This is a genomic window from Streptomyces sp. NPDC090798 (assembly GCF_044768965.1).
Taxonomy (GTDB): Bacteria; Actinomycetota; Actinomycetes; order Streptomycetales; family Streptomycetaceae; genus Streptomyces.
Map to the genome: position 1 here is coordinate 535,841 of NZ_JBIVXA010000002.1, position 17,705 is coordinate 553,545.

A 17,705-nucleotide genomic window follows, 5' to 3' on the forward strand; every position below is an offset into this window, starting at 1 on the left:
CGGAACAGGACGGATCGGACGGACCGCGGTTCACGTTCAGGGCAATGCCGTCGGAGGCCGAGCTGCGCCGGGCGGCCGAGACGGGCTCCCCGCAGGCCCTGAACCAGTACGGCGTCAAGCTGCGGCTCGACGGGCGCCTCGAGGAGGCCGTCGAAGTACTCACCGAGGCGGCGGAACAGGGCAGCCAGGACGCCACCGCCAATCTCGCCCTGACACTGCTCTCGCTGGGGCGCGACGACGAGGCCGCCGCATGGTTCGACCGGAACGGGCCGATGGGCGCGCTGATGGCCCGACGCATCCGCGAGAAGCGCGACGAGCGTGACGCTCCGGGATCCCCTGGGCAGCACGGTTCCTGATGTCCGCCCCGTACGACCTGTTCGGCACACCCGGGTACGAGCAGCTGCTGGCGGTGCTCGGCGCCGCCGAGGAGTCGCACACCCGGTACGAGCGCACCGGCCGGCTCCCGGACCTCGAACGGGCCCTGGTCCTCTTCGACGCCGTGCTCGACAGAACGGAGAACATCGACCTCCGCAGCGCCGCCATGAACGGGGTCGGCACGGTCCTGTGGTCCCGCTACGAACGGTTCGGCGAACCGGCCGACCTGGACGGGGCCATCACCCTGTTCCGCGAGGCCCTTGCCCCGTACGGGGCGGAGGTCACCGTCACCACGCCCTCCTACTGGACGAACCTCTCCGGCGCGCTGCGGCTGCGGTGGCTGCGTACGCACGACGCCCGGGACCTGACCGCCTCCGTCGACGCGATCCGAACGGCCCTCGACTCGACGCCGTCCCGGGGCGCTCGACGCTCCAACCGTCTGGACAGCCTGGGCGACGCGCTGCTGAGCCTCTACCACCTGCACGGCGACTCCGCCGCGCTCGCGGAGGCCGTCGAAAGCTTCCGGGCGGCGGTGGCCTGCGCCGAGCCCGGCACGGAGGAGCACGCCTGGGCCCGCTCCAACCTCGCCGAGGCGCTGCGTCTGCGTCACCACCACTCCCCCGACGGCGCCCCGGAGGCGCTCGACGAGGCGGCTCTGCTGGCGCGGGCGGTACTCGCCGCAGTGCCGCGGCGCCATCGGCTGTATCCGCGGTTCCTGTCCAACCTCGCCTCGATCCTGGCCGAGCGCCATCAGGCCCGGGCGGACCCCGCCGACCTGCGCGAGGCCGCCCGGGCCGCCCGCCGGGCGGTCGCCGCGACCCCGGCGGGGCATCCCAACCTGGTGCAGCGCAACGCGGTGCTGGCGACCGTACGGCGTCTGGAACTGATCGGCGTGGCAGATCTCGACACGACCGCACCCCGGGTTCTCGACGGCGGCGGACGCCGTTCGACGCGACGCGAACGGCGGGCCGTGCGCGCGTGGGTCCGGGCCACCGCCGAGGCGTACGCCACCACCCCCGAGGGGCACGCGCTGCGCGGGCTCGCCCTGCTGAACCACGGTTCCGCCCTGGGCACGCTGGCGGTGGCCGAGGGCGATCCGCACGCCCTGGCGGCGGCGATCGACCTGTGCCGGAAGGCCGCGTCCGACCCGACGATGGACGTCAGCGTCCGGGTGGGCTGCGCGCATCTGTGGGCGCTGAGCGTCATCGGCGGGGGCGAGAGCCGCTCGCCCGACGACCACGCCGCGGCCATGGAGCCGTTCCGGCTCGCGGTCGAACTGCTCCCGCGCACGGCGTCCTACCGCATCGGACGCATGGACCGCGCACGCCAGTTGGGCAGGTTCGCGGGTCTCGTGGAGGACGCGGCGGCCTGCGCGCTGGAGCTGCCCGACCCCGAACTCGCCCTGCGGCTCCTGGAGCAGGGCCGCGGCGTGCTGCTCGCCCAAGCCCTCGACGCCCGCACGGACACCACGGACGCGCTGAGCCGTCTGCCGGACGAACTCGCCGCCGAACACGCCCGGTTGCTCCCCCAGCTGGACCGCCCCGAGGCCGCCGCCTTCACCTCGTCCGGGCCGGGCGGGACCGGCGCCGCTCATCCGGCCCCTGGCACCCCGCTTGCGGGCGAGGACCGGCACGCCCTCGCCGAACGGTGGGACCGGCTCGTGGCGGCGATCCGGCGCGAGCCGGGCTGCGAGGACTTCCTCCGGCTCCCCCGCACCGCCGAGATGCTCGCCGGACTCGGCGACGAGGGCCCGGTGGTGATGGTCAACATCAGCCCGTTGCGCTGCGACGCGCTCGTCCTGCGCGAGGGACGGGTGCGGTGCGTACCGCTGACGGGGCTCAGCCATGCGGAGGTGGTCCGCCGGGCCGACGCCTTCCTCGTCGCCGTCCGTACGGCGGGCGACGCCGCCCTGCCGATGTCCCGCCAGCGCGACGCCCAGTCCGAGATCCGGGAGACGCTCGCCTGGCTGTGGACGGCGGTGGCCGAACCGGTCCTGGACGCGCTCGCGCTCCGCGCCGACGGCCGGCCCGGCGGGGAGTTCCCGGGACGGATGTGGTGGATCCCCACCGGCCCCCTGACGGCCCTGCCCCTGCACGCGGCCGGGCGCCACGAGAACGACCGGGACAACCTGCTCGACCGTGCCGTCTGCTCGTACGCCCCGACCGTCAACAGCCTCGTCCACGCCCTGCGCCGCCAGACCGCACGTGGGGACCGGCCACTGCCCGCCCCCACGGCCCCGCTGGTGGTCGCGGTGCCCGAGCCGCCGGGCGCGGGGCTCGTGCCGCTGGAAGGCGCGCGGACGGAGGCGGCCCTGCTGGCCGCACGACCGGGCGCCCGTCTGCTCCTGGACGAGCAGGCGGTGCGCCGGACCGTGCTCGACGCGCTCCCCCACCACCCCTGGGTGCACTTCGCCTGCCACGCCGTCGCCGCCGACGACGGGGCCGCGACCGGCCAGGTCCTGCTGCACGACCACGACACGGCGCCGCTCACCCTCACCGACATCGCGCGGCTCCGGCTCCCGGCCGCGGAGCTGGCGTACCTCTCGGCGTGCGAGACCACCCGCGGCCGCGGCGAGTACGCCGACGAGGCGCTGCACATCACCGGCGCATTCCACATGGCCGGCTTCACCCATGTCATCGGCACCCTCTGGGCCGTCGACGACGACACCTCCCAAGAGCTGGCCGACCACTTCTACTCGGCCTTCGCCCCCCGACACCCCTTCCCCGGTCACACGGCATACGCCCTGCACACCGCGGTACGCGCCATCCGCGACGCCGACGAGGGCTACCGCCTCAACCCGAGCCTGTGGGCGCCATACATCCATGTGGGGCCGTAGGCGTATCGGCGTGAAGCACGACGACTTCGGTCGCCTCAGGTGCCGGGTCGTCCGGCGGCCGTCCATGCGGCGTACTCCTGGCGGACGTAGGAACGGCGGCTGGGGGCGAGCGTGATCGCGTCGGGATGGTGCGGACCGGCCACCAGGCCGGGGTGGCGGCGGTCGTACAGCACGAGTTGTCCGGCGGTTTGTGCGGCGGCGCCGACCGGGCCGGGGCCGGGATCGTCCAGGGCCATCCGGTCCATCAGAGCCGCCCTACGCAGCAGCCAGGTCCGTTCGGCGGCCGTCGCATCGACCGGCGGGCCGGGGACGGTCCGGACCTTGCGGCCGTCGCGTTCGGCCCCGAGGGCGAGCACCTGGTGCATCTCGCGGCGCAGGTCGGGGGCGTTGGCATACGCCTCGCCGGGAGGCGGCGCGTCGAGGACCTCGGCGGTATTCGGGGTGGCCCGCACGCTCACACCTCCGCCGGTACGCCGAGACCGCAGCGTTCGCAGAGCACCGTGTCATGGTCGCAGTCGCCGTGGTCGAGGGCCGACAGGTTCGCCGGGGAGGACATGAGCACCTGCGCCGGGCGCCGGCAGCCGTCGACGGGGCACGGCCGGTGGGTCGCGAAGGCCCACTCGGTGGGGTCATCGGGTGATACGGAGCCGGTCATGCCGAGCACCTCAGGCAGGCGCGGACTTCGCGTCCGCCGCGCGTCTGGTGGACCTCGGTCGACTGTGCGAGGTACTGGACAATGCCGGTGCCACGGCCGTGTTCGTCCGGGGCGATGTCGGGGCGAAGGTGTTCCACGGCCGTTCCGGAGTCACTGACCACTATGTCCAGAGTGCCGTGGTCGAGGACGAGCAGCAGGGTCATGCGCTCGCGTCCGTACTGGGCGGCGTTGGCGGCGAGTTCGTCGATGATGAGAACGGCGGAGTCCCGTTCGCTCGGGGGAACACTCCAGGTCTCCAACAGATCGGCCGCGAAGTGACGAACGGCGGAGACGTGTACCTCCTGCGCGGGCAGGGTGAGCAGCGCCTGCCGGCTGCAGTGCCGGGTGAGCGGCGAGCTCGGGCGGGGGGAATCGGTTACAAACATGATCATCAGGCTCTTCTGTGGAGGTACGGAGACCGGAAAGTGGGGGACCGCCAATGGCTTCGAGGGGCGGTCGATATGCCGGATCCTGCATGGGAGCGCTCATTCAGTTCCACGGGCGGCACCTGCCGAACGGTTCGAGTCATTCGCGCCTTTTGCCCAACTTTCTTGTGGGCCAGGTCAATGCCGATGGCCGGGCTGAGCTCCCTCACCGCTGTCCGAGCTCGATGCCGTACCCGGCGAGCAGGGCACCGGCAGCCCAGTCCCCACGTCCGCGGTCTTCGTGCCGTCACCGGCCACCCGGAGGGGGCGTGCCCGCCCCGTCGGCGTTCTCACGCATCAAGTGCCGCTGAGAATCGGCCCGTTCCGTGGGAGGCGACGGTGTGGGCGATCGGCTCCCGGGAGCCGTCGGGAGCGCCGATGGGCCCCGGCGCAGCGTCGCCGGTCCGCCACCGCCGGGGCAGCCGTGCGAGGGGAAACGGTCCAGAGCCCCGCGAGCGAGCCGCCTCCTCCGTGCGGCGCGTCGTACTGAGCAGTGCCTGACCACAGAGGCTCGATGTCCGCCTCCGGGGCCACCGCCCGCATCCGCCGGGCGCCGTTGCCGGACGCTCTCGATCTCGCCGATCCCGGAGCCGTAGGGCGTGGTGGCGTCGGCCGACGACAGCGACCACGGGCTCGTCTTCGCGGCCGACGCCACGCCGGGCGGCCGGGCGTTCCGGCCCTCACGCCTGCATCGTGACCAGCTTCCGACCGTCGCCCGCGACGATCTCAAAGTGCTCGATGGTTCCCGGAGACATGGCAACCGCCCCTGGGATCGTGGTGCCGGGAGGGTACTCACCTGCCCGCCAGGTGGCGCCGTCCGCCCTGACCCCGCCGGGCCCGACCGCCTGCAGCCGGCAGGTGATTCCGGCGGGCGCCCCCCTGGCGGAGACCTGTAGGACACTGCCCCAGGCCGAGGGCAAGACCTTCACCGAGGCGGTTACGCCGGTGGCGGGATCGCTTCCGGAGAAGGTACGCCAGGCAGTCGGGGCGGTCGGCCCAGGCTGTGTCGCCTGAGTGCCCACCGTTCCGACAGCCGCCAGCCATGTGCCGCCGACCGCTGCCGCGATGAACGTCAGGGAGGCGGCGGCGCCGGCCAGTTGCAGACGCCAGGTCCTGCGGCGCCGGGCCGCGGCCTGCTGAAGCAGCCTCTCCAGCACACCCGCCTGCGCCACCGCAGGCACGGTGGGCCGTACAGGCGAGGAGCGCTGAGCGCGCTCGGCTGCCCGCGCCACGAGCCGGTCGGCCAGGTCCTCACCGGCCGCCGGCACCGTACGGCCCTCAGCTTCGGCTGCGGTCACCGTCGCCAGCAGCGCGGGCAGTCCCGCCAGTTGGGCGTGTTCCGCCCGGCACTCGGCGCATTCGGCGAGGTGGGCGCGCGCTTGTTCCATTTCCGCCGGGGGCAGCGTGCCCAGGACGTATCCTCCCAGCACCAGCCGGAAGTCGTCGTGCTCCGCGCTCATGGTCGCCACCTCCTGCATGCCACGGTCATGGCTCGATGCCCCGTTCCAGCAGCGCCAGCCGCAGGGCGTGCAGGGCGTAGTACGTCCGCGACTTCACGGTGCCCAGTGGGATGCCCAGCACCCGGGCGGCCTCCACCATGGTCCGGCCCCGGTAGTAGGTCTCCAGCAGGATCGCGCGATGGTCCGGGGACAGCGTCCGGATGGCGTCGGCCACCGCCCAGCTTTGCAGTGCCTTCTCGATCTCGTCCTCGCCCGGTGCCTGCTCGGCGACCCGCTCCAGCGCCTCGCCGCCGGCCTCGGCCGGCCTGGCCTTCCGGGCCCGGTGGGCGTCGATGACCAGGTGCCGGGCGACCGTGCACAGCCATGCCCGGGCCGGGCCGCGTGCCGGGTCGAACGCGGCGGGATGCTGCCACGCTCGCAGCAGCGTCTCCTGCACGACATCCTCCGCCCATTGCCAGTCTCCTGAGGTCAGTCGCAGCGCGTAGTGGAACAGGGGGCCTGCGTGCTCCGCGTACAGAGTCCGCAACAGTTCCTCGTCTGCGGTCGAAAGGGTCCCTTTACCAGAGACACGGTGCGCGGAGTCATCCGGATCGGTCCTTTGATCACGTTTTCGGGAACTCCAGGGCATAAGACGATCATCGCGCATATGTATTGCTTTGTCGTGTAACGCATGGCGTGGTGCCGGTGACACTCTGCGAGCACTGCGAGTGGCATGCCCCTGCCGAATCCGACGGCACCAGGACCACGCTGGCGGAGCCCCTGGGGCCGACCGGCCCCCAAAGATCACCAAGAAACATCATAAAAAGTGCGTATCCACCGAACCGAGCGCCTCCGTCGCCCGTGGAGCCAGACAAGAGCCGATTCACGCGGCACTCCTCCTCCACTCCCCACACGAAATGGATGGATCAGAGGTGACCGAGATACACGACGCGGCGCACTCGCTCAGGGCGCCGGCCACACTCGCCCCGCGCGCACCGCGACGACGGCCCTGCGGAGCGCTCGACGCGCACGATGCCCCACTCGCGGCCCCGGATGGGGAACTGCCGCACGCCACCCGCGACTTCGCGGCACGCGAGGGCGGATGCGCAGCGCGGGGCATGCCGAGGCGACCGGCCGGCACAAGGACAGCACCAGCGCTCGTTCGCGGCTTCCGTCAGGGACACGCGGCCGTGACACGGCAACCACCACACATCACCGCGGTTGCGTGCGCTCAGCCGGCACATTCCCCCATCTCCGCCTGATCAATGAGGAACGAACACATGCACCTGAACTTTCGTACACCAGGCCGGCGGTCACGCGCCGCGGCCGGGCTGGCCGTCGCCACCGCCGGCGCGCTGGGGCTCCTCAGCGCATGCGGTCAGTCGTCGGACTCCTCGTCCACCGGAGCCGGCGCCATCACTCCCGGTCCAGGTCAGCACCAGATGGCCGGGATGTCCGGTGCCGCCGGACCGGGGAACACGGCCGGCTCCGCTCCCGCCACCTCGCCGATGCCCGGCATGAGCATGCCCATGAGCCCCCCGAGCACGGGCGCGTCGGCCACGCCGGTGAGCGGGGACGCCGTGGCGATCAAGAACTTCGCGTTCTCCCCGGCCACACTCAAGGTCAAAGTGGGCACGACGGTGACCTGGACCAATCAGGACACCGACGCCCACACCGTCACCAGCGCCGGATCGGGCGGCCCCTTGCATTCGACAGCCCTGAACACCCACGCAACGTACAGCTACACGTTCACCAAGCCCGGCGCCTACTCCTACCTCTGCACCATCCATCCGTTCATGACCGCCACCGTGGAGGTGACCTGATGACCGGTTACTACGACAGTCACGACGGAGCGTCGGCCGGCGACGCCGAGCAGCCCACCACGGAGCACGGCATGTCCCGGCGCCAACTCATGCGCCACGCGGGGTGGTTCGGCGGCGCCGTGGTGCTGACCGTGGCCAGTGGAGAGGTGATCAGCCACATCGCCGACTCCCGGGACACCACCTCCATGGCCACCGTCGGCGCCACCGCGGCGGCGAACAGCTCGCTGCGGTTCGTGCAGGTCTCCGACAGCCACATCGGGTTCCAGGGCCCGGCGAACACGGACGTGGTCGGCTCGTTCACCGAGGCGATCAACCAGGTCAACTCGCTCGGATTCAGGCCCGACTTCGTCATGCACAGCGGCGACCTGACCCACCTGTCCACGGCCGGCCAGTTCGACCAGGTCAAGCAGATGCTGACCGGTATGCGGACAGACCGTGTCTTCACCGTACCGGGCGAGCACGACTCCATCGGCGACGCGGGCCGCGCCTACCGGAAGACCTTCGGCATGGGCACGCTCGGCGATGGCTGGTACAGCTTCGACACCCACGGCGTGCACTTCATCGCCCTGGTCAACACCCTGAGCCTGGAGAAGCTCGGCCATCTCGGCAACGACCAGATCGACTTCGTCCGCAAGGACCTCTCCGGACTGTCGTCGGACACCCCCATCGTGGTCTTCAGCCATATCCCGCTGTTCGCCATGTACCCGAAGTGGGGCTGGAGCACCGATGACGCCCTCAAGGTCATCGCCCTCCTGCGCCGCTTCTCCTCCGTCACCTGTCTCAACGGGCACGTCCACCAGCTGTTCACCAAGACAGACGGCAACATCACCTTCCACTCCGCCACCACCACCGCCTACCCCCTGCCCAAACCGGGCCGCGCCCCCGCCCCCACGCCGCAGGTCGTTCCCGCCCGGCAGCTCAAGGACGCACTCGGCATCCGCACCGTCGGCTACCGCCAAGGCGACCGCGAACTGGCCATCAAGGATCGGAGGCTGGCATGAAGCCCGACAGACTCCTTGCCCACACCCTGCGAACGGCGAGCGCCGCCACCCTCGCCGCCGGCGGATACATACACGCCCAGCTCTACGTCGACGAGTACCGCTTCATCCACATCATCGGTCCGCTGTTCCTGCTCCAGGCCAGCGCCTCCTTCGCCCTCGCCACCCTGCTGCTGATGGGGACACCACCCCTGCTTCTGAGGGCCGCCGCAGCCGGTGTCACACTCGGCGCCCTCGCCGGCTTCGCCGCCTCACGCACCGTGGGCGTCTTCGGATTCACCGAGCACGGCCTGCAGCCCGCGCCGCAGGCCGTCCTCAGCCTCCTCGCCGAAACCGGCACGCTGCTGCTGCTCTCGATCTGGCAGATGACCGTGACAAAACAACACCGCGCTGCCGGAACACCCGTCAGGACACCCGTCTGGGGCCGGGTCACCACGCGCACACCGCCCGGCTGAACCACCACCGCCAAGCCGCCCGGGACGGCAGCGTCCCGACTCCGGGCGCCGGGGAAACCGGCAAGGCCACACGCCGCGGGTGCTGCGGGTGGACGGCGGAGTGAACGGCGTACGCGATCAGACGGGCGGGCCGCCGTACCGTCCGCGTCCCGCCGACCGGCACCGCCACCCCCAGATGTGCCGCGGCAGCAGTCGCGGTCGGCCCGCGGACACCGACATCGCCCGGAGGCGGGCCGACCGCGGCGCCTGCGGCATCGGCTTCGCCGCCCTCGAACACACCGTCGACCTGACGGCGCTCTCTGCGCCGCCCGCCCGCCTTCCCAGAACCAAGGAGTACCCCCATGCACCTGGAACCGCGCCCAGGAACCGCCGGGCCGAGTCCGCACCTGCGCGAACTGAAGGATGCCGTGCGCGCCCTGCTCGGACTGGACGACGACACCGCCGTCATCATCCGCCAACTCACCTGTGGCAAACCCGGCTACCCACCGCTGGACACCATCGTCGCCGTGATGCCGATGGACGGCGAGGCCCACCGCTGGACACTCCACCGCCCCGCCGACCAGATCACCGAGAACCACCTGCGGGCCGCCCTGCTCCACCACGGACCGAGCTGACCGGAACAACCGCCTGAACAGCCATTTCACGGAAGCCCTTCCGCCTGGCAGAAGCCGCCTTGCCGAGTGGCCGCAAGCGTCACGACCCTGAGTCCAACCACGCCACGCGGGGCGACGGCGCCCCGCTCTCAGGGACGGGAACGCCATGCCCCACATGACCGCCTTCGCCAGGAACCAGTGGTACGTCGCCGCCTACTCGCACGAGGTCGGGCGGGAGTTGCTCGGGCGGACGATCCTCGGTGAACCGCTCGTCTTCTACCGGACCGAGGACGACGGGACGGCCGTCGCCCTGGCGGACCGCTGTGTGCACCGCCGCTTCCCGCTCTCCGAGAGCCGGCTCGACGGCGACAGGATCGTGTGCGGGTACCACGGGTTCACGTACGACACGACCGGCAGCTGTGTGTACGTGCCGGGGCAGAAACGCATACCGCGCACGGCCCGGGTCGCCTCGTACCCCGTCGTCGAGCAGGACTCGTTCGTCTGGGTCTGGATCGGCGACCCGGCGCTCGCCGACCCGGGGTCCGTCCCCCGGGCCCGGCACATGGACTCGCCGGACTGGACCACCGTCCGCGGCATGGAGCCCATCGACGCCGACTACGGGCTGCTGGTCGACAATCTGCTCGACCTCTCGCACGAGACGTATCTGCACGGCGGTTACATCGGCACCCCCGAGGTCGCCGAGACGCCGGTCACCACCGAGGTCGACGAGGGCGCGGGCGTCGTACGGGTCAGCCGGCACATGGACGACGCCGAGTGTCCGCCGTTCTACGCCCGCTCGACCGGCATCGAGGGCCGGATCACCCGCTGGCAGGACATCGAGTACCACGCGCCGTGCCTGTATCTGCTGCACAGCCGGATCGCCCCGGTCGGGGTGCTGCCCGAGGCGGACGGCGGCGACCCGAACGCCTTCCACACCGAGATCACCTACGCGATCACTCCGTCGAGCGACGGCCATGTCTACGACTTCTGGGCGGTCTCCCGGGACTTCGCGAGGGACGACGAGGAAGTCACCACGTTCCTGAGGGACTTCAACCACACCGTGGTGATGCAGGACGTCGACGCGCTCAACCTGCTGCAGAAGACGCTCGGCACCGAGCGGACGGGCTACCAGGAGCTGAGCATCAACATCGACACCGGCGGTCTCGCGGCCCGCCGCATCCTCGCCCGCCTGGTCGAAGAGGGCGACAAGCCGATGGAGAAGGTCCTGTGACCACGCCTCCCCGCTTCGCGACCCGCGAGATCTACCGCGTCGACTGGATCCCGGGCACCGATGTGCTGCACGGCACCTGTCACTGCGGTGCCGAGCACAGCGCCCAGGACCCGACCGAGATGTGGGAGTGGATGCTCGGCCACCCCGAAGGACATCGGCCGAAGGAGTCACGGGGGCTTGGATCATGAGTTCCTACGAGGTCGAACTCATCGTGGATCGGAGGGAGTTCGTCGCCGACGGCGTGCTCTGCCTCACCCTGCGCCACCCCCTCGGCGAGGAACTCCCCGCCTGGGAGCCCGGCGCCCACATCGACGTCGTGCTCGGGGTCGGCCTTGAGCGGCAGTACTCGCTGTGCGGGGATCCCGCGGACCGTCGGACGTGGCGGATCGCGGTGCTGCGGGAACCGGACGGCCGCGGCGGCTCCTCGTACGCGCACGAGCGGTTGGGCGCGGGCGACAAGGTCCGGGTCCGCGGCCCGCGCAACCACTTCGCGCTCGCACCCGCCGCCCGCTACCGCTTCGTCGCGGGCGGCATCGGCATCACCCCGATCCTCCCGATGCTCACCGCGGCGCAGACGACGGGCGCCGAGTGGACGCTGCTCTACGGCGGGCGGACACGCGAATCCATGGCGTTCACCGGGGAGTTGGAGCGGTACGGGGACCGGGTGACGGTCGCCCCGCAGGACGAGTGCGGACTGCTGGACCTCGACTCCGTCCTGACCGGGCTCCCCGAGGGCACGCTCGTCTACTGTTGCGGTCCCGGCCCGCTGCTGGACGCGGTGGAGGCGCACTGCCCCGCCGGGCTGCTGCGCGTCGAGCGTTTCCGGCCGAAGGCTCAGGAGACGGGCGGGGACGGTGAGTTCGAAGTGGAGCTCGCTCGCAGCGGGCGTACGCTGACCGTCCCCGCGGATGCCTCCGTGCTCGACACCGTGCGAGGCGCGGGCGTCGAGGTGCTCTTCTCCTGCACCGAGGGCACCTGCGGGACCTGCGAGACGGATGTCCTCGAAGGGACCCCGGACCACCGGGACTCGGTGCTCACGGACGAGGAGCGGGAGGCGGGCGAGACCATGCTCATCTGCGTCTCCCGGTGTCTCGGGAAGCGGCTCGTGCTGGACTTGTGAGCCGCGGGGTCCTGGCGGCCCGCCTCGACGCGGGCCCCGATCCGGCCGTCCCGACCGCACCAAGTGTCAACAATATCGTCAGCCAAAGCCATTGACCCCGCCGTACGAGGGCTCTACCTTCCCGCTGAGCACCCCTCGCGGTGCGCGCACAGCCTGTCGGAACAATGTCGTCTGCACAGGAGGAGCCATGCGTCGTCTGCTCGCCGGTCTCGCGGTCGGATCCTTTCTGGTCGCCGCGTCGGCCTGCGGTTCGTCCGGTGGCGGTGGCGCCTCGGACAAGAACGCGTCGTCCGGCGGTACCACCACGGTCGAGGTCGGGGTCATCCCCATCGTCGATGTCGCGCCGCTCTATCTGGGCCGGCAGAAGGGCTTCTTCGGCAAGCGCGGCCTGAAGCTGTCCATGACGACCGCGCAGGGCGGCGCCGCGATCGTGCCCGGAGTGGTCAGCGGCCAGTTCCAGTTCGGGTTCAGCAACATGACCTCGCTGATGATCGCCCAGAGCCAGAACGTGCCCGTGAAGGCCGTCGTCAACGGGGTCGCCTCGACGGGTGTGACGGGCAAGGACTTCGGCGCCATCACCGTGAAGAAGGGCAGCCCGATCAAGTCCGCGAAGGAACTGGAGGGGAAGAAGGTCGCGGTCAACACGCTGAAGAACATCAACGAGACGGCGGTGCGCGAGTCGGTGCGCAAGGCGGGCGGTGACCCGTCCAAGGTGAAGTTCGTCGAACTGGCCTTCGACCAGATGCCCGCCGCCCTCGACAGCGGCCGGATCGACGCCGCGATGGTGGTCGAGCCCGCGCTCGCCACCGTCAAGAGCCAGGGCGCCACGGAGATCGCCTCGTCTCTGGTCGACGTCGCCAAGGACCTCACCGTGGCGATGTACTTCACCTCGACGCAGTACGAGCAGAAGAACCCCGGCGTGGTGAAGAAGTTCAAGGAGGCGACCGCGGAGTCCCTCGCCTACGCCGACGCCCACCCGGACGAGGTCCGCCAGGCCGTCACCACGTACACGAAGATCCCGGCGGCGACACTGGCCCAGGTCACCCTTCCGAAGTGGCCGGCCGAGCCGAACCGCGCGTCGATCGAGGCGCTGGAGAAGCTGGGCGAGCAGGACGGGCTGTTCAGGTCGACGCCCGACCTCGACAAGCTGCTGCCGTGAGGGGTGCGAACGCCGCCCTGGGCGCTGCCGGGCTCGCGGCCTTCCTCGCGCTGGGCGAGGCGGCGCCGCGGCTCGGTCTCGTCAAGGAGGCGTACTTCCCGCCGACCAGCCGCATCGCCGACGCGCTCGGCCAGGAGGCCGCCGACCACGCCTTCTGGGCGGCGCTCGGCGACACCCTGACCGGCTGGGCGCTGGGCCTGGCGATCGCGGTCGGCGCGGGTGTCGTCGTGGGGCTGCTCGTCTCGGTCGTGCCGTATCTGCGGGAGGCCACCGCCTCGACGATCGAGTTCCTGCGCCCGATCCCCTCCGTCGCTCTGATCCCCCTCGCCGTCCTGCTCTACGGCACCGAACTCCGCTCCGTCCTCCTCCTCGTCGTGTACGCCTCGTTCTGGCAGGTTCTCGTCCAGGTCCTGTACGGCGTCCGGGACGTCGACCCGGTCGCGGAGGAGACGGCCCGCTCGTACGGCCTCGGCCCGTGGGCACGCGTCCGGCACGTCCTGTGGCCCACGGCCCTCCCGTACGTCATGACGGGCGTCCGCCTCGCCGCCGCGGTGGCCCTCATCCTCGCCGTGACCGCCGAACTCGTCATCGGAGCACCGGGGTTGGGCGCGCGGATTGCGGTCGCCGAGTCCTCGCAGGCGGTCCCCGACATGTACGCGCTCGTGGTGGTCACCGGTCTGCTCGGGCTGCTCATCAACGTGGGTGCCCGCACGGTGGAGCGCCGGGCGCTTGCCTGGCACCAGTCGGTGCGCGGGGAGGTGATGGTGTGAGGCCCTTCCTGCTGCGGCCGCTCTTCGTCGTCGCGTTGCCCGCGCTGCTCGTCGCGGTCTGGTGGCTGGCGTCCGACGGCAGTACGAACGTGTACTGGCCGCCGCTGCGCACGATCCTCAGGACCTTCCCGGACGTCTGGACGAGCGAGCGGCTGCGCTCCGACCTCGTGCCCAGCGTGCTGCGTCTGCTCGCCGGTTACGCGGCGGCGGCCGTCATGGGCGTGGCGCTGGGCACGGTCATCGGCTCCTACCGGCGGGTGCGGGCCGTGTGCGAGCCGGTCCTCGAGTTCCTGCGCGCGCTGCCACCTCCCGTCCTGGTCCCCGTCATCATGCTGTTCGCCGGCATCGGCGACACGATGAAGATCGCCGTGATCGCGAGCGGCTGTGTCTGGCCGATCCTGCTCAACACGGTCGAGGGCGTCCGGGCGCTCGACTCGGTGATGGCGGAGACGGCGCGTTCGTACGGCATCACGGGCGTCGCCCGGCTGCGCGGCGTGGTGCTGCGCGCGGCGAGCCCGCAGATCTTCGCGGGCCTGCGCCAGGCCCTGTCCATCGGGATCATCCTGATGGTCATCAGCGAGATGTTCGCGGCCAGCGACGGCCTCGGCTTCACCATCGTCCAGTTCCAGCGGAGCTTCGCGATCCCCGACATGTGGACCGGAATCCTCGTCCTGGGCCTGCTCGGTTTCCTTCTCTCGGTCGTCTTCCAACTGGTCGAGCGCCGCGTCCTCGGCTGGTACCACGGTCAGCGCGCGGTGTCCCGGCGGTCCCCGTGAAGCTCGCGAAAGGACGCTCCATGCACGCGTCTCTTGTCGTATCCGGCCTGAACAAGGTCTACGAGGGTGCCGGCCGCCGGGTGGAGGCGGTACGGGACCTCACCTTCACCGTCGACGCGGGCGAACTCGTCTGTCTGGTCGGCCCGTCGGGATGCGGCAAGACCACGCTCCTGAAGTGCGTGGGCGGGCTACTGGCGCCGACGGCGGGCGAAGTACGGCTGAACGACCGCCCGGTGAGTGGTCCGCCGCCGGGGATGGCGTTCGTGGTCCAGGAGTACGGACGCAGCCTCTTCCCCTGGATGCGGGTGCGGGAGAACGTCGAACTTCCCCTGAGGCAAAAGCCGTTGAGCAAGGCGCGGCGCCGGGATCTGGTCACGGACGCCTTGGAGTCGGTCGGGCTCACGGATGCCGCGGGGGCCTACCCGTGGCAGCTGTCCGGCGGGATGCAGCAGCGCGTCGCGATCGCCCGCGCGCTCGCGTACGAGCCCGACGTCCTGCTGATGGACGAGCCGTTCGCGGCGGTCGACGCGCAGACCCGGGCCGATCTGGAGGACCTGGTGCGGGGCCTGTGGCGGGAACGCGGCATCACGATCCTGTTCGTCACCCACGACATCGACGAGGCCGTGTACCTCGGCGAACGGGTCCTGATCCTCTCCGCCTCCCCCACCGTCGTACAGGAGCAGCTGAAGGTCGATCTCCCGGACGAGCGGGACCAGTTGCACACCCGGGTCGCCCCGCGCTTCGCCGAACTGCGGACCCATGTGTACGAGCAGATCCAGGCGGCGAAGCGCGGGGCGACCTTCGGTCTCAGGACAGATACGCCTCCACCTCGCTGAACTGGGCTGCGGACCAGCCGGTGTTGGCGGTGACATTGAGCCGGAGGTAGCGCAGGTTCGTGCCGCTGGGCAGGGTGACCGTCGCCGTGTTCCCGGTGGCCGGGTCGAAGCGGTAGTCCTTGGAGGCGACGACCGTCGAGTACGCGGAGCCGTCGGTGCTGCCCAGGACCGACAGGGTCTGGGTGCGCGCCTGCCAGGCGGAGGCGGGCGGCAGCTTCAGCACGAGGCGGCGGGCGGGCTGGTTCGAGCCGAGGTCCACCGTCCAGGCCTGCGGGAAGGCGTTGTTGGTGGACTCCCAGTAGCTGTTCGCGTCGCCGTCGACCGCCTTGCCGGGGGTGTAGACGTCCTGCGATCCGGTGGCGGAGGCCGGGCGGCCCCCCGCGAGGTTGCGGGACGGGTCGGGGTCCGGGTTCCCGGCGCCGGGCTGGGGCCAGGTGGCACAGTCCGCCCAGGTGGTGTCCCAGCCGGAGTTGCCGCCGCCGTTGGTGAGCGTGAAGGCGCCGGAACCGTTCGGGTAGGGGCAGTTGTAGATGCCCGCCGCGCCGACCCCCGTGGCCTGCACGTTGCTGAACTTGGCCGCGCCCTGCGACTCGGCCTGGACGACGACCGTGCCGGTGTTCCTGACCGTCGCGCCGTCCACCGTGATGTTCTTGGTCGCGTACCCGTGGCCGCCGCCCGACACGAACTCGAAGGCGCTGTAGGGACTGTCGGTGATCGTCGTCCCGGTGATGTTGACGGTCGCCGCGATGGCGCTGTCGTAGGAGTCGACGCGCAGCGCGCCCATCGGGTGGTTCCAGTTGGGGTTGATCGCGCCCGCGCGCACGAGGGTGTTCCCGGAGACCGTGATCGTGCCGGCGAGCGGGGAGAAGGGGTCGAGGAACTTCTGGTTGGAGATGGCGATGCCGCTGCCGAGGGCGTTGGTGTCGGCGACCAGGTTGTTCGTCACCGCGAGGTCGGTGCCGCCGTAGATCGCGATGCCGTTGGCGAGGTTCGGCTGCGAGATGGTGTCGTTCTCGAAGCTGCTGTTGGTGTCGGGCGAGTACAGCGACCACATGGCGAGGGCGTCGTCACCGTTGTTGCGCAGGAAGTTGCCCCGCACCCGGACCCCGCGCGCGTTGCCGTTGAGGTTGAGCCCGTCGGCGGTGGTGTCGAGGATGCGGTTGTTCTCGACGACGAGGTTGTCGTTGTTGCCGGTCAGCCAGAGGCCGACCTTGAGGTGCTGGATCCACATCCCGGAGACCGAACTCCCGGGTCCCAGTGAGCCGTTGACGAAGTTGTCCGGGTTGGAGTCGACCCGCTCGGTGACCTCGCCGATGACGGCGAAGTCCTTGAGGTGGACGCCTCCGGACGAGCTGGTCTGGTCGATGAAGCGTGAGGTGTGGACGACGGAGTACCAGCTGCCCGCGCCCTGGAGGGTGACGTTCTGGACGCCGTTCAGCGAGGAGGTGACACGGTAGTCGCCCGGCGGGATCCACACCACTCCCCCTTGCGCGGCGGAGATCGCGTCCCGGAACGCCTGGGTCGAGTCGCCCTGGCCGCTGGGGTCCGCGCCCTTGTCGGTGATGGACACCGATCCGGCGGGGCGCGTCGCGGCGGCGGCCACCTGCTCGAAGTCGGCCACGTCCACGGTGACCAGGGTGGACGTCGCCTGGAAGGCCACCTTGTCGCCCGGCTGTACGTTCTGGCCGAGGACCAGCCGGGCGTTGTCGAAGAAGTGGTGGGTCTTGGCGCCCGCGATCCAACTTGTGTCGATGTAGGAGTACTTGGAGGTGACAGAGAGTGTCTTGGCGAGCTTCCGGCCGTTGACGTAGACGTCGAGGGTGCCGGACTGGCCGTCGGGGACGTTGTAGGAGACGTTCACCGCGTTGGCCGCGCGTGGCACGGTGAACTCGACGCGCTGGCCCGCGGTCAGCCGTACCGCCTGCCGTCCGGACGCCTCCGAGGCGAGGGTGCCCTGGGTGTAGTCGGGCCCGATCTTCGCGCCGGTGGTCGTGGCGGACTCGGCCTCGACCGAGGTGAAGGGCAGGTTGGCGCCGACGGCCGCGTGTGCGGCGGGTGCTGTCATCACCAGCATGCCGGCCGCCAGGGCGACGGTGGTGGCGGTGACGGTGGCAAAGGTTGGCATGCGCCTGACAGATCTGGTGCTGTTGTGCATGTGCTGATCCCTTCGTGGGG

Annotated in this window: 19 protein-coding genes; 13 read left to right on the forward strand and 6 right to left on the reverse strand. The window is 70.9% G+C overall.

Annotated elements, in window-relative coordinates; genetic code table 11:
- Positions 1-44 precede the first annotated feature (44 nt).
- Positions 45-356, forward strand: a complete 312-nt coding sequence (locus ACIQTP_RS06665; RefSeq protein WP_099944492.1) for a hypothetical protein — start codon at positions 45-47, stop codon at positions 354-356.
- Positions 356-3,211, forward strand: coding sequence for a CHAT domain-containing protein (locus ACIQTP_RS06670; RefSeq protein ID WP_403396913.1), 2,856 nt, complete (start codon positions 356-358; stop codon positions 3,209-3,211). The genes ACIQTP_RS06665 and ACIQTP_RS06670 overlap by 1 nt, the downstream gene beginning before the upstream one ends.
- Before the next feature lie 35 nt (positions 3,212-3,246).
- Here ACIQTP_RS06670 and ACIQTP_RS06675 read toward each other — a convergent pair whose 3' ends face one another.
- The 5 genes from ACIQTP_RS06675 to ACIQTP_RS06695 all read right to left on the reverse strand — a co-directional run bounded on the left by ACIQTP_RS06675 (position 3,247) and on the right by ACIQTP_RS06695 (position 6,418).
- Positions 3,247-3,663 (reverse strand): hypothetical protein, encoded by a 417-nt coding sequence (locus tag ACIQTP_RS06675; RefSeq protein WP_403396915.1) that lies wholly within the window; start codon positions 3,661-3,663, stop codon positions 3,247-3,249.
- Positions 3,664-3,665: 2 nt separating this feature from the next.
- Positions 3,666-3,866, reverse strand: a complete 201-nt coding sequence (locus ACIQTP_RS06680; RefSeq protein ID WP_403396917.1) for a hypothetical protein — start codon at positions 3,864-3,866, stop codon at positions 3,666-3,668.
- Positions 3,863-4,291 carry an ATP-binding protein gene (locus ACIQTP_RS06685; RefSeq protein WP_403396919.1) on the reverse strand — a complete coding sequence of 143 codons (429 nt, stop codon included), beginning with the start codon at positions 4,289-4,291 and terminating at the stop codon, positions 3,863-3,865. Before ACIQTP_RS06685 ends, ACIQTP_RS06680 begins: the two co-directional genes overlap by 4 nt.
- A gap of 719 nt (positions 4,292-5,010) precedes the next feature.
- Complete coding sequence (locus tag ACIQTP_RS06690; RefSeq protein ID WP_403396921.1) at positions 5,011-5,790, reverse strand: anti-sigma factor family protein; 780 nt, start codon at positions 5,788-5,790, stop codon at positions 5,011-5,013.
- Between the two features lie 25 nt (positions 5,791-5,815).
- Entirely contained in the window at positions 5,816-6,418 is a 603-nt protein-coding gene (locus tag ACIQTP_RS06695) for a sigma-70 family RNA polymerase sigma factor (protein WP_403396924.1), read from the reverse strand.
- Between the two features lie 631 nt (positions 6,419-7,049).
- On the opposite strand from ACIQTP_RS06695, the gene ACIQTP_RS06700 reads away from it, so the two are divergent.
- From ACIQTP_RS06700 to ACIQTP_RS06750, 11 genes are all read left to right on the forward strand, one after another.
- Entirely contained in the window at positions 7,050-7,592 is a 543-nt protein-coding gene (locus ACIQTP_RS06700; RefSeq protein ID WP_403396926.1) for a plastocyanin/azurin family copper-binding protein, read from the forward strand.
- Positions 7,592-8,593 carry a metallophosphoesterase family protein gene (locus tag ACIQTP_RS06705; protein WP_403396928.1) on the forward strand — a complete coding sequence of 334 codons (1,002 nt, stop codon included), beginning with the start codon at positions 7,592-7,594 and terminating at the stop codon, positions 8,591-8,593. The genes ACIQTP_RS06700 and ACIQTP_RS06705 overlap by 1 nt, the downstream gene beginning before the upstream one ends.
- Positions 8,590-9,045 carry a hypothetical protein gene (locus ACIQTP_RS06710; protein ID WP_403396931.1) on the forward strand — a complete coding sequence of 152 codons (456 nt, stop codon included), beginning with the start codon at positions 8,590-8,592 and terminating at the stop codon, positions 9,043-9,045. The genes ACIQTP_RS06705 and ACIQTP_RS06710 overlap by 4 nt, the downstream gene beginning before the upstream one ends.
- A gap of 341 nt (positions 9,046-9,386) precedes the next feature.
- On the forward strand, positions 9,387-9,659 hold the full coding sequence (locus ACIQTP_RS06715; RefSeq protein ID WP_403396933.1) for a hypothetical protein: 273 nt from the start codon (positions 9,387-9,389) through the stop codon (positions 9,657-9,659).
- 145 nt (positions 9,660-9,804) lie between these two features.
- Positions 9,805-10,869 carry a Rieske 2Fe-2S domain-containing protein gene (locus ACIQTP_RS06720; RefSeq protein ID WP_403396935.1) on the forward strand — a complete coding sequence of 355 codons (1,065 nt, stop codon included), beginning with the start codon at positions 9,805-9,807 and terminating at the stop codon, positions 10,867-10,869.
- Positions 10,866-11,057: a hypothetical protein gene (locus tag ACIQTP_RS06725; RefSeq protein WP_403396937.1), complete on the forward strand. Its 192-nt coding sequence runs from the start codon at positions 10,866-10,868 to the stop codon at positions 11,055-11,057. Before ACIQTP_RS06720 ends, ACIQTP_RS06725 begins: the two co-directional genes overlap by 4 nt.
- Complete coding sequence (locus ACIQTP_RS06730; RefSeq protein WP_403396940.1) at positions 11,054-11,989, forward strand: PDR/VanB family oxidoreductase; 936 nt, start codon at positions 11,054-11,056, stop codon at positions 11,987-11,989. The genes ACIQTP_RS06725 and ACIQTP_RS06730 overlap by 4 nt, the downstream gene beginning before the upstream one ends.
- Before the next feature lie 187 nt (positions 11,990-12,176).
- Positions 12,177-13,148, forward strand: a complete 972-nt coding sequence (locus tag ACIQTP_RS06735) for an ABC transporter substrate-binding protein (protein ID WP_403396942.1) — start codon at positions 12,177-12,179, stop codon at positions 13,146-13,148.
- Entirely contained in the window at positions 13,145-13,918 is a 774-nt protein-coding gene (locus tag ACIQTP_RS06740) for an ABC transporter permease (protein WP_403396944.1), read from the forward strand. Before ACIQTP_RS06735 ends, ACIQTP_RS06740 begins: the two co-directional genes overlap by 4 nt.
- Complete coding sequence (locus ACIQTP_RS06745) at positions 13,915-14,694, forward strand: ABC transporter permease (protein ID WP_403396947.1); 780 nt, start codon at positions 13,915-13,917, stop codon at positions 14,692-14,694. Before ACIQTP_RS06740 ends, ACIQTP_RS06745 begins: the two co-directional genes overlap by 4 nt.
- Positions 14,695-14,714: 20 nt before the next feature.
- On the forward strand, positions 14,715-15,530 hold the full coding sequence (locus tag ACIQTP_RS06750; RefSeq protein WP_403396949.1) for an ABC transporter ATP-binding protein: 816 nt from the start codon (positions 14,715-14,717) through the stop codon (positions 15,528-15,530).
- On the opposite strand, the gene ACIQTP_RS06755 is transcribed toward ACIQTP_RS06750, so the two are convergent.
- Positions 15,502-17,655, reverse strand: coding sequence for a discoidin domain-containing protein (locus ACIQTP_RS06755; RefSeq protein WP_403396951.1), 2,154 nt, complete (start codon positions 17,653-17,655; stop codon positions 15,502-15,504). The two genes, ACIQTP_RS06750 and ACIQTP_RS06755, sit on opposite strands and share 29 nt — an antisense overlap.
- Positions 17,656-17,705: the final 50 nt, after the last annotated feature.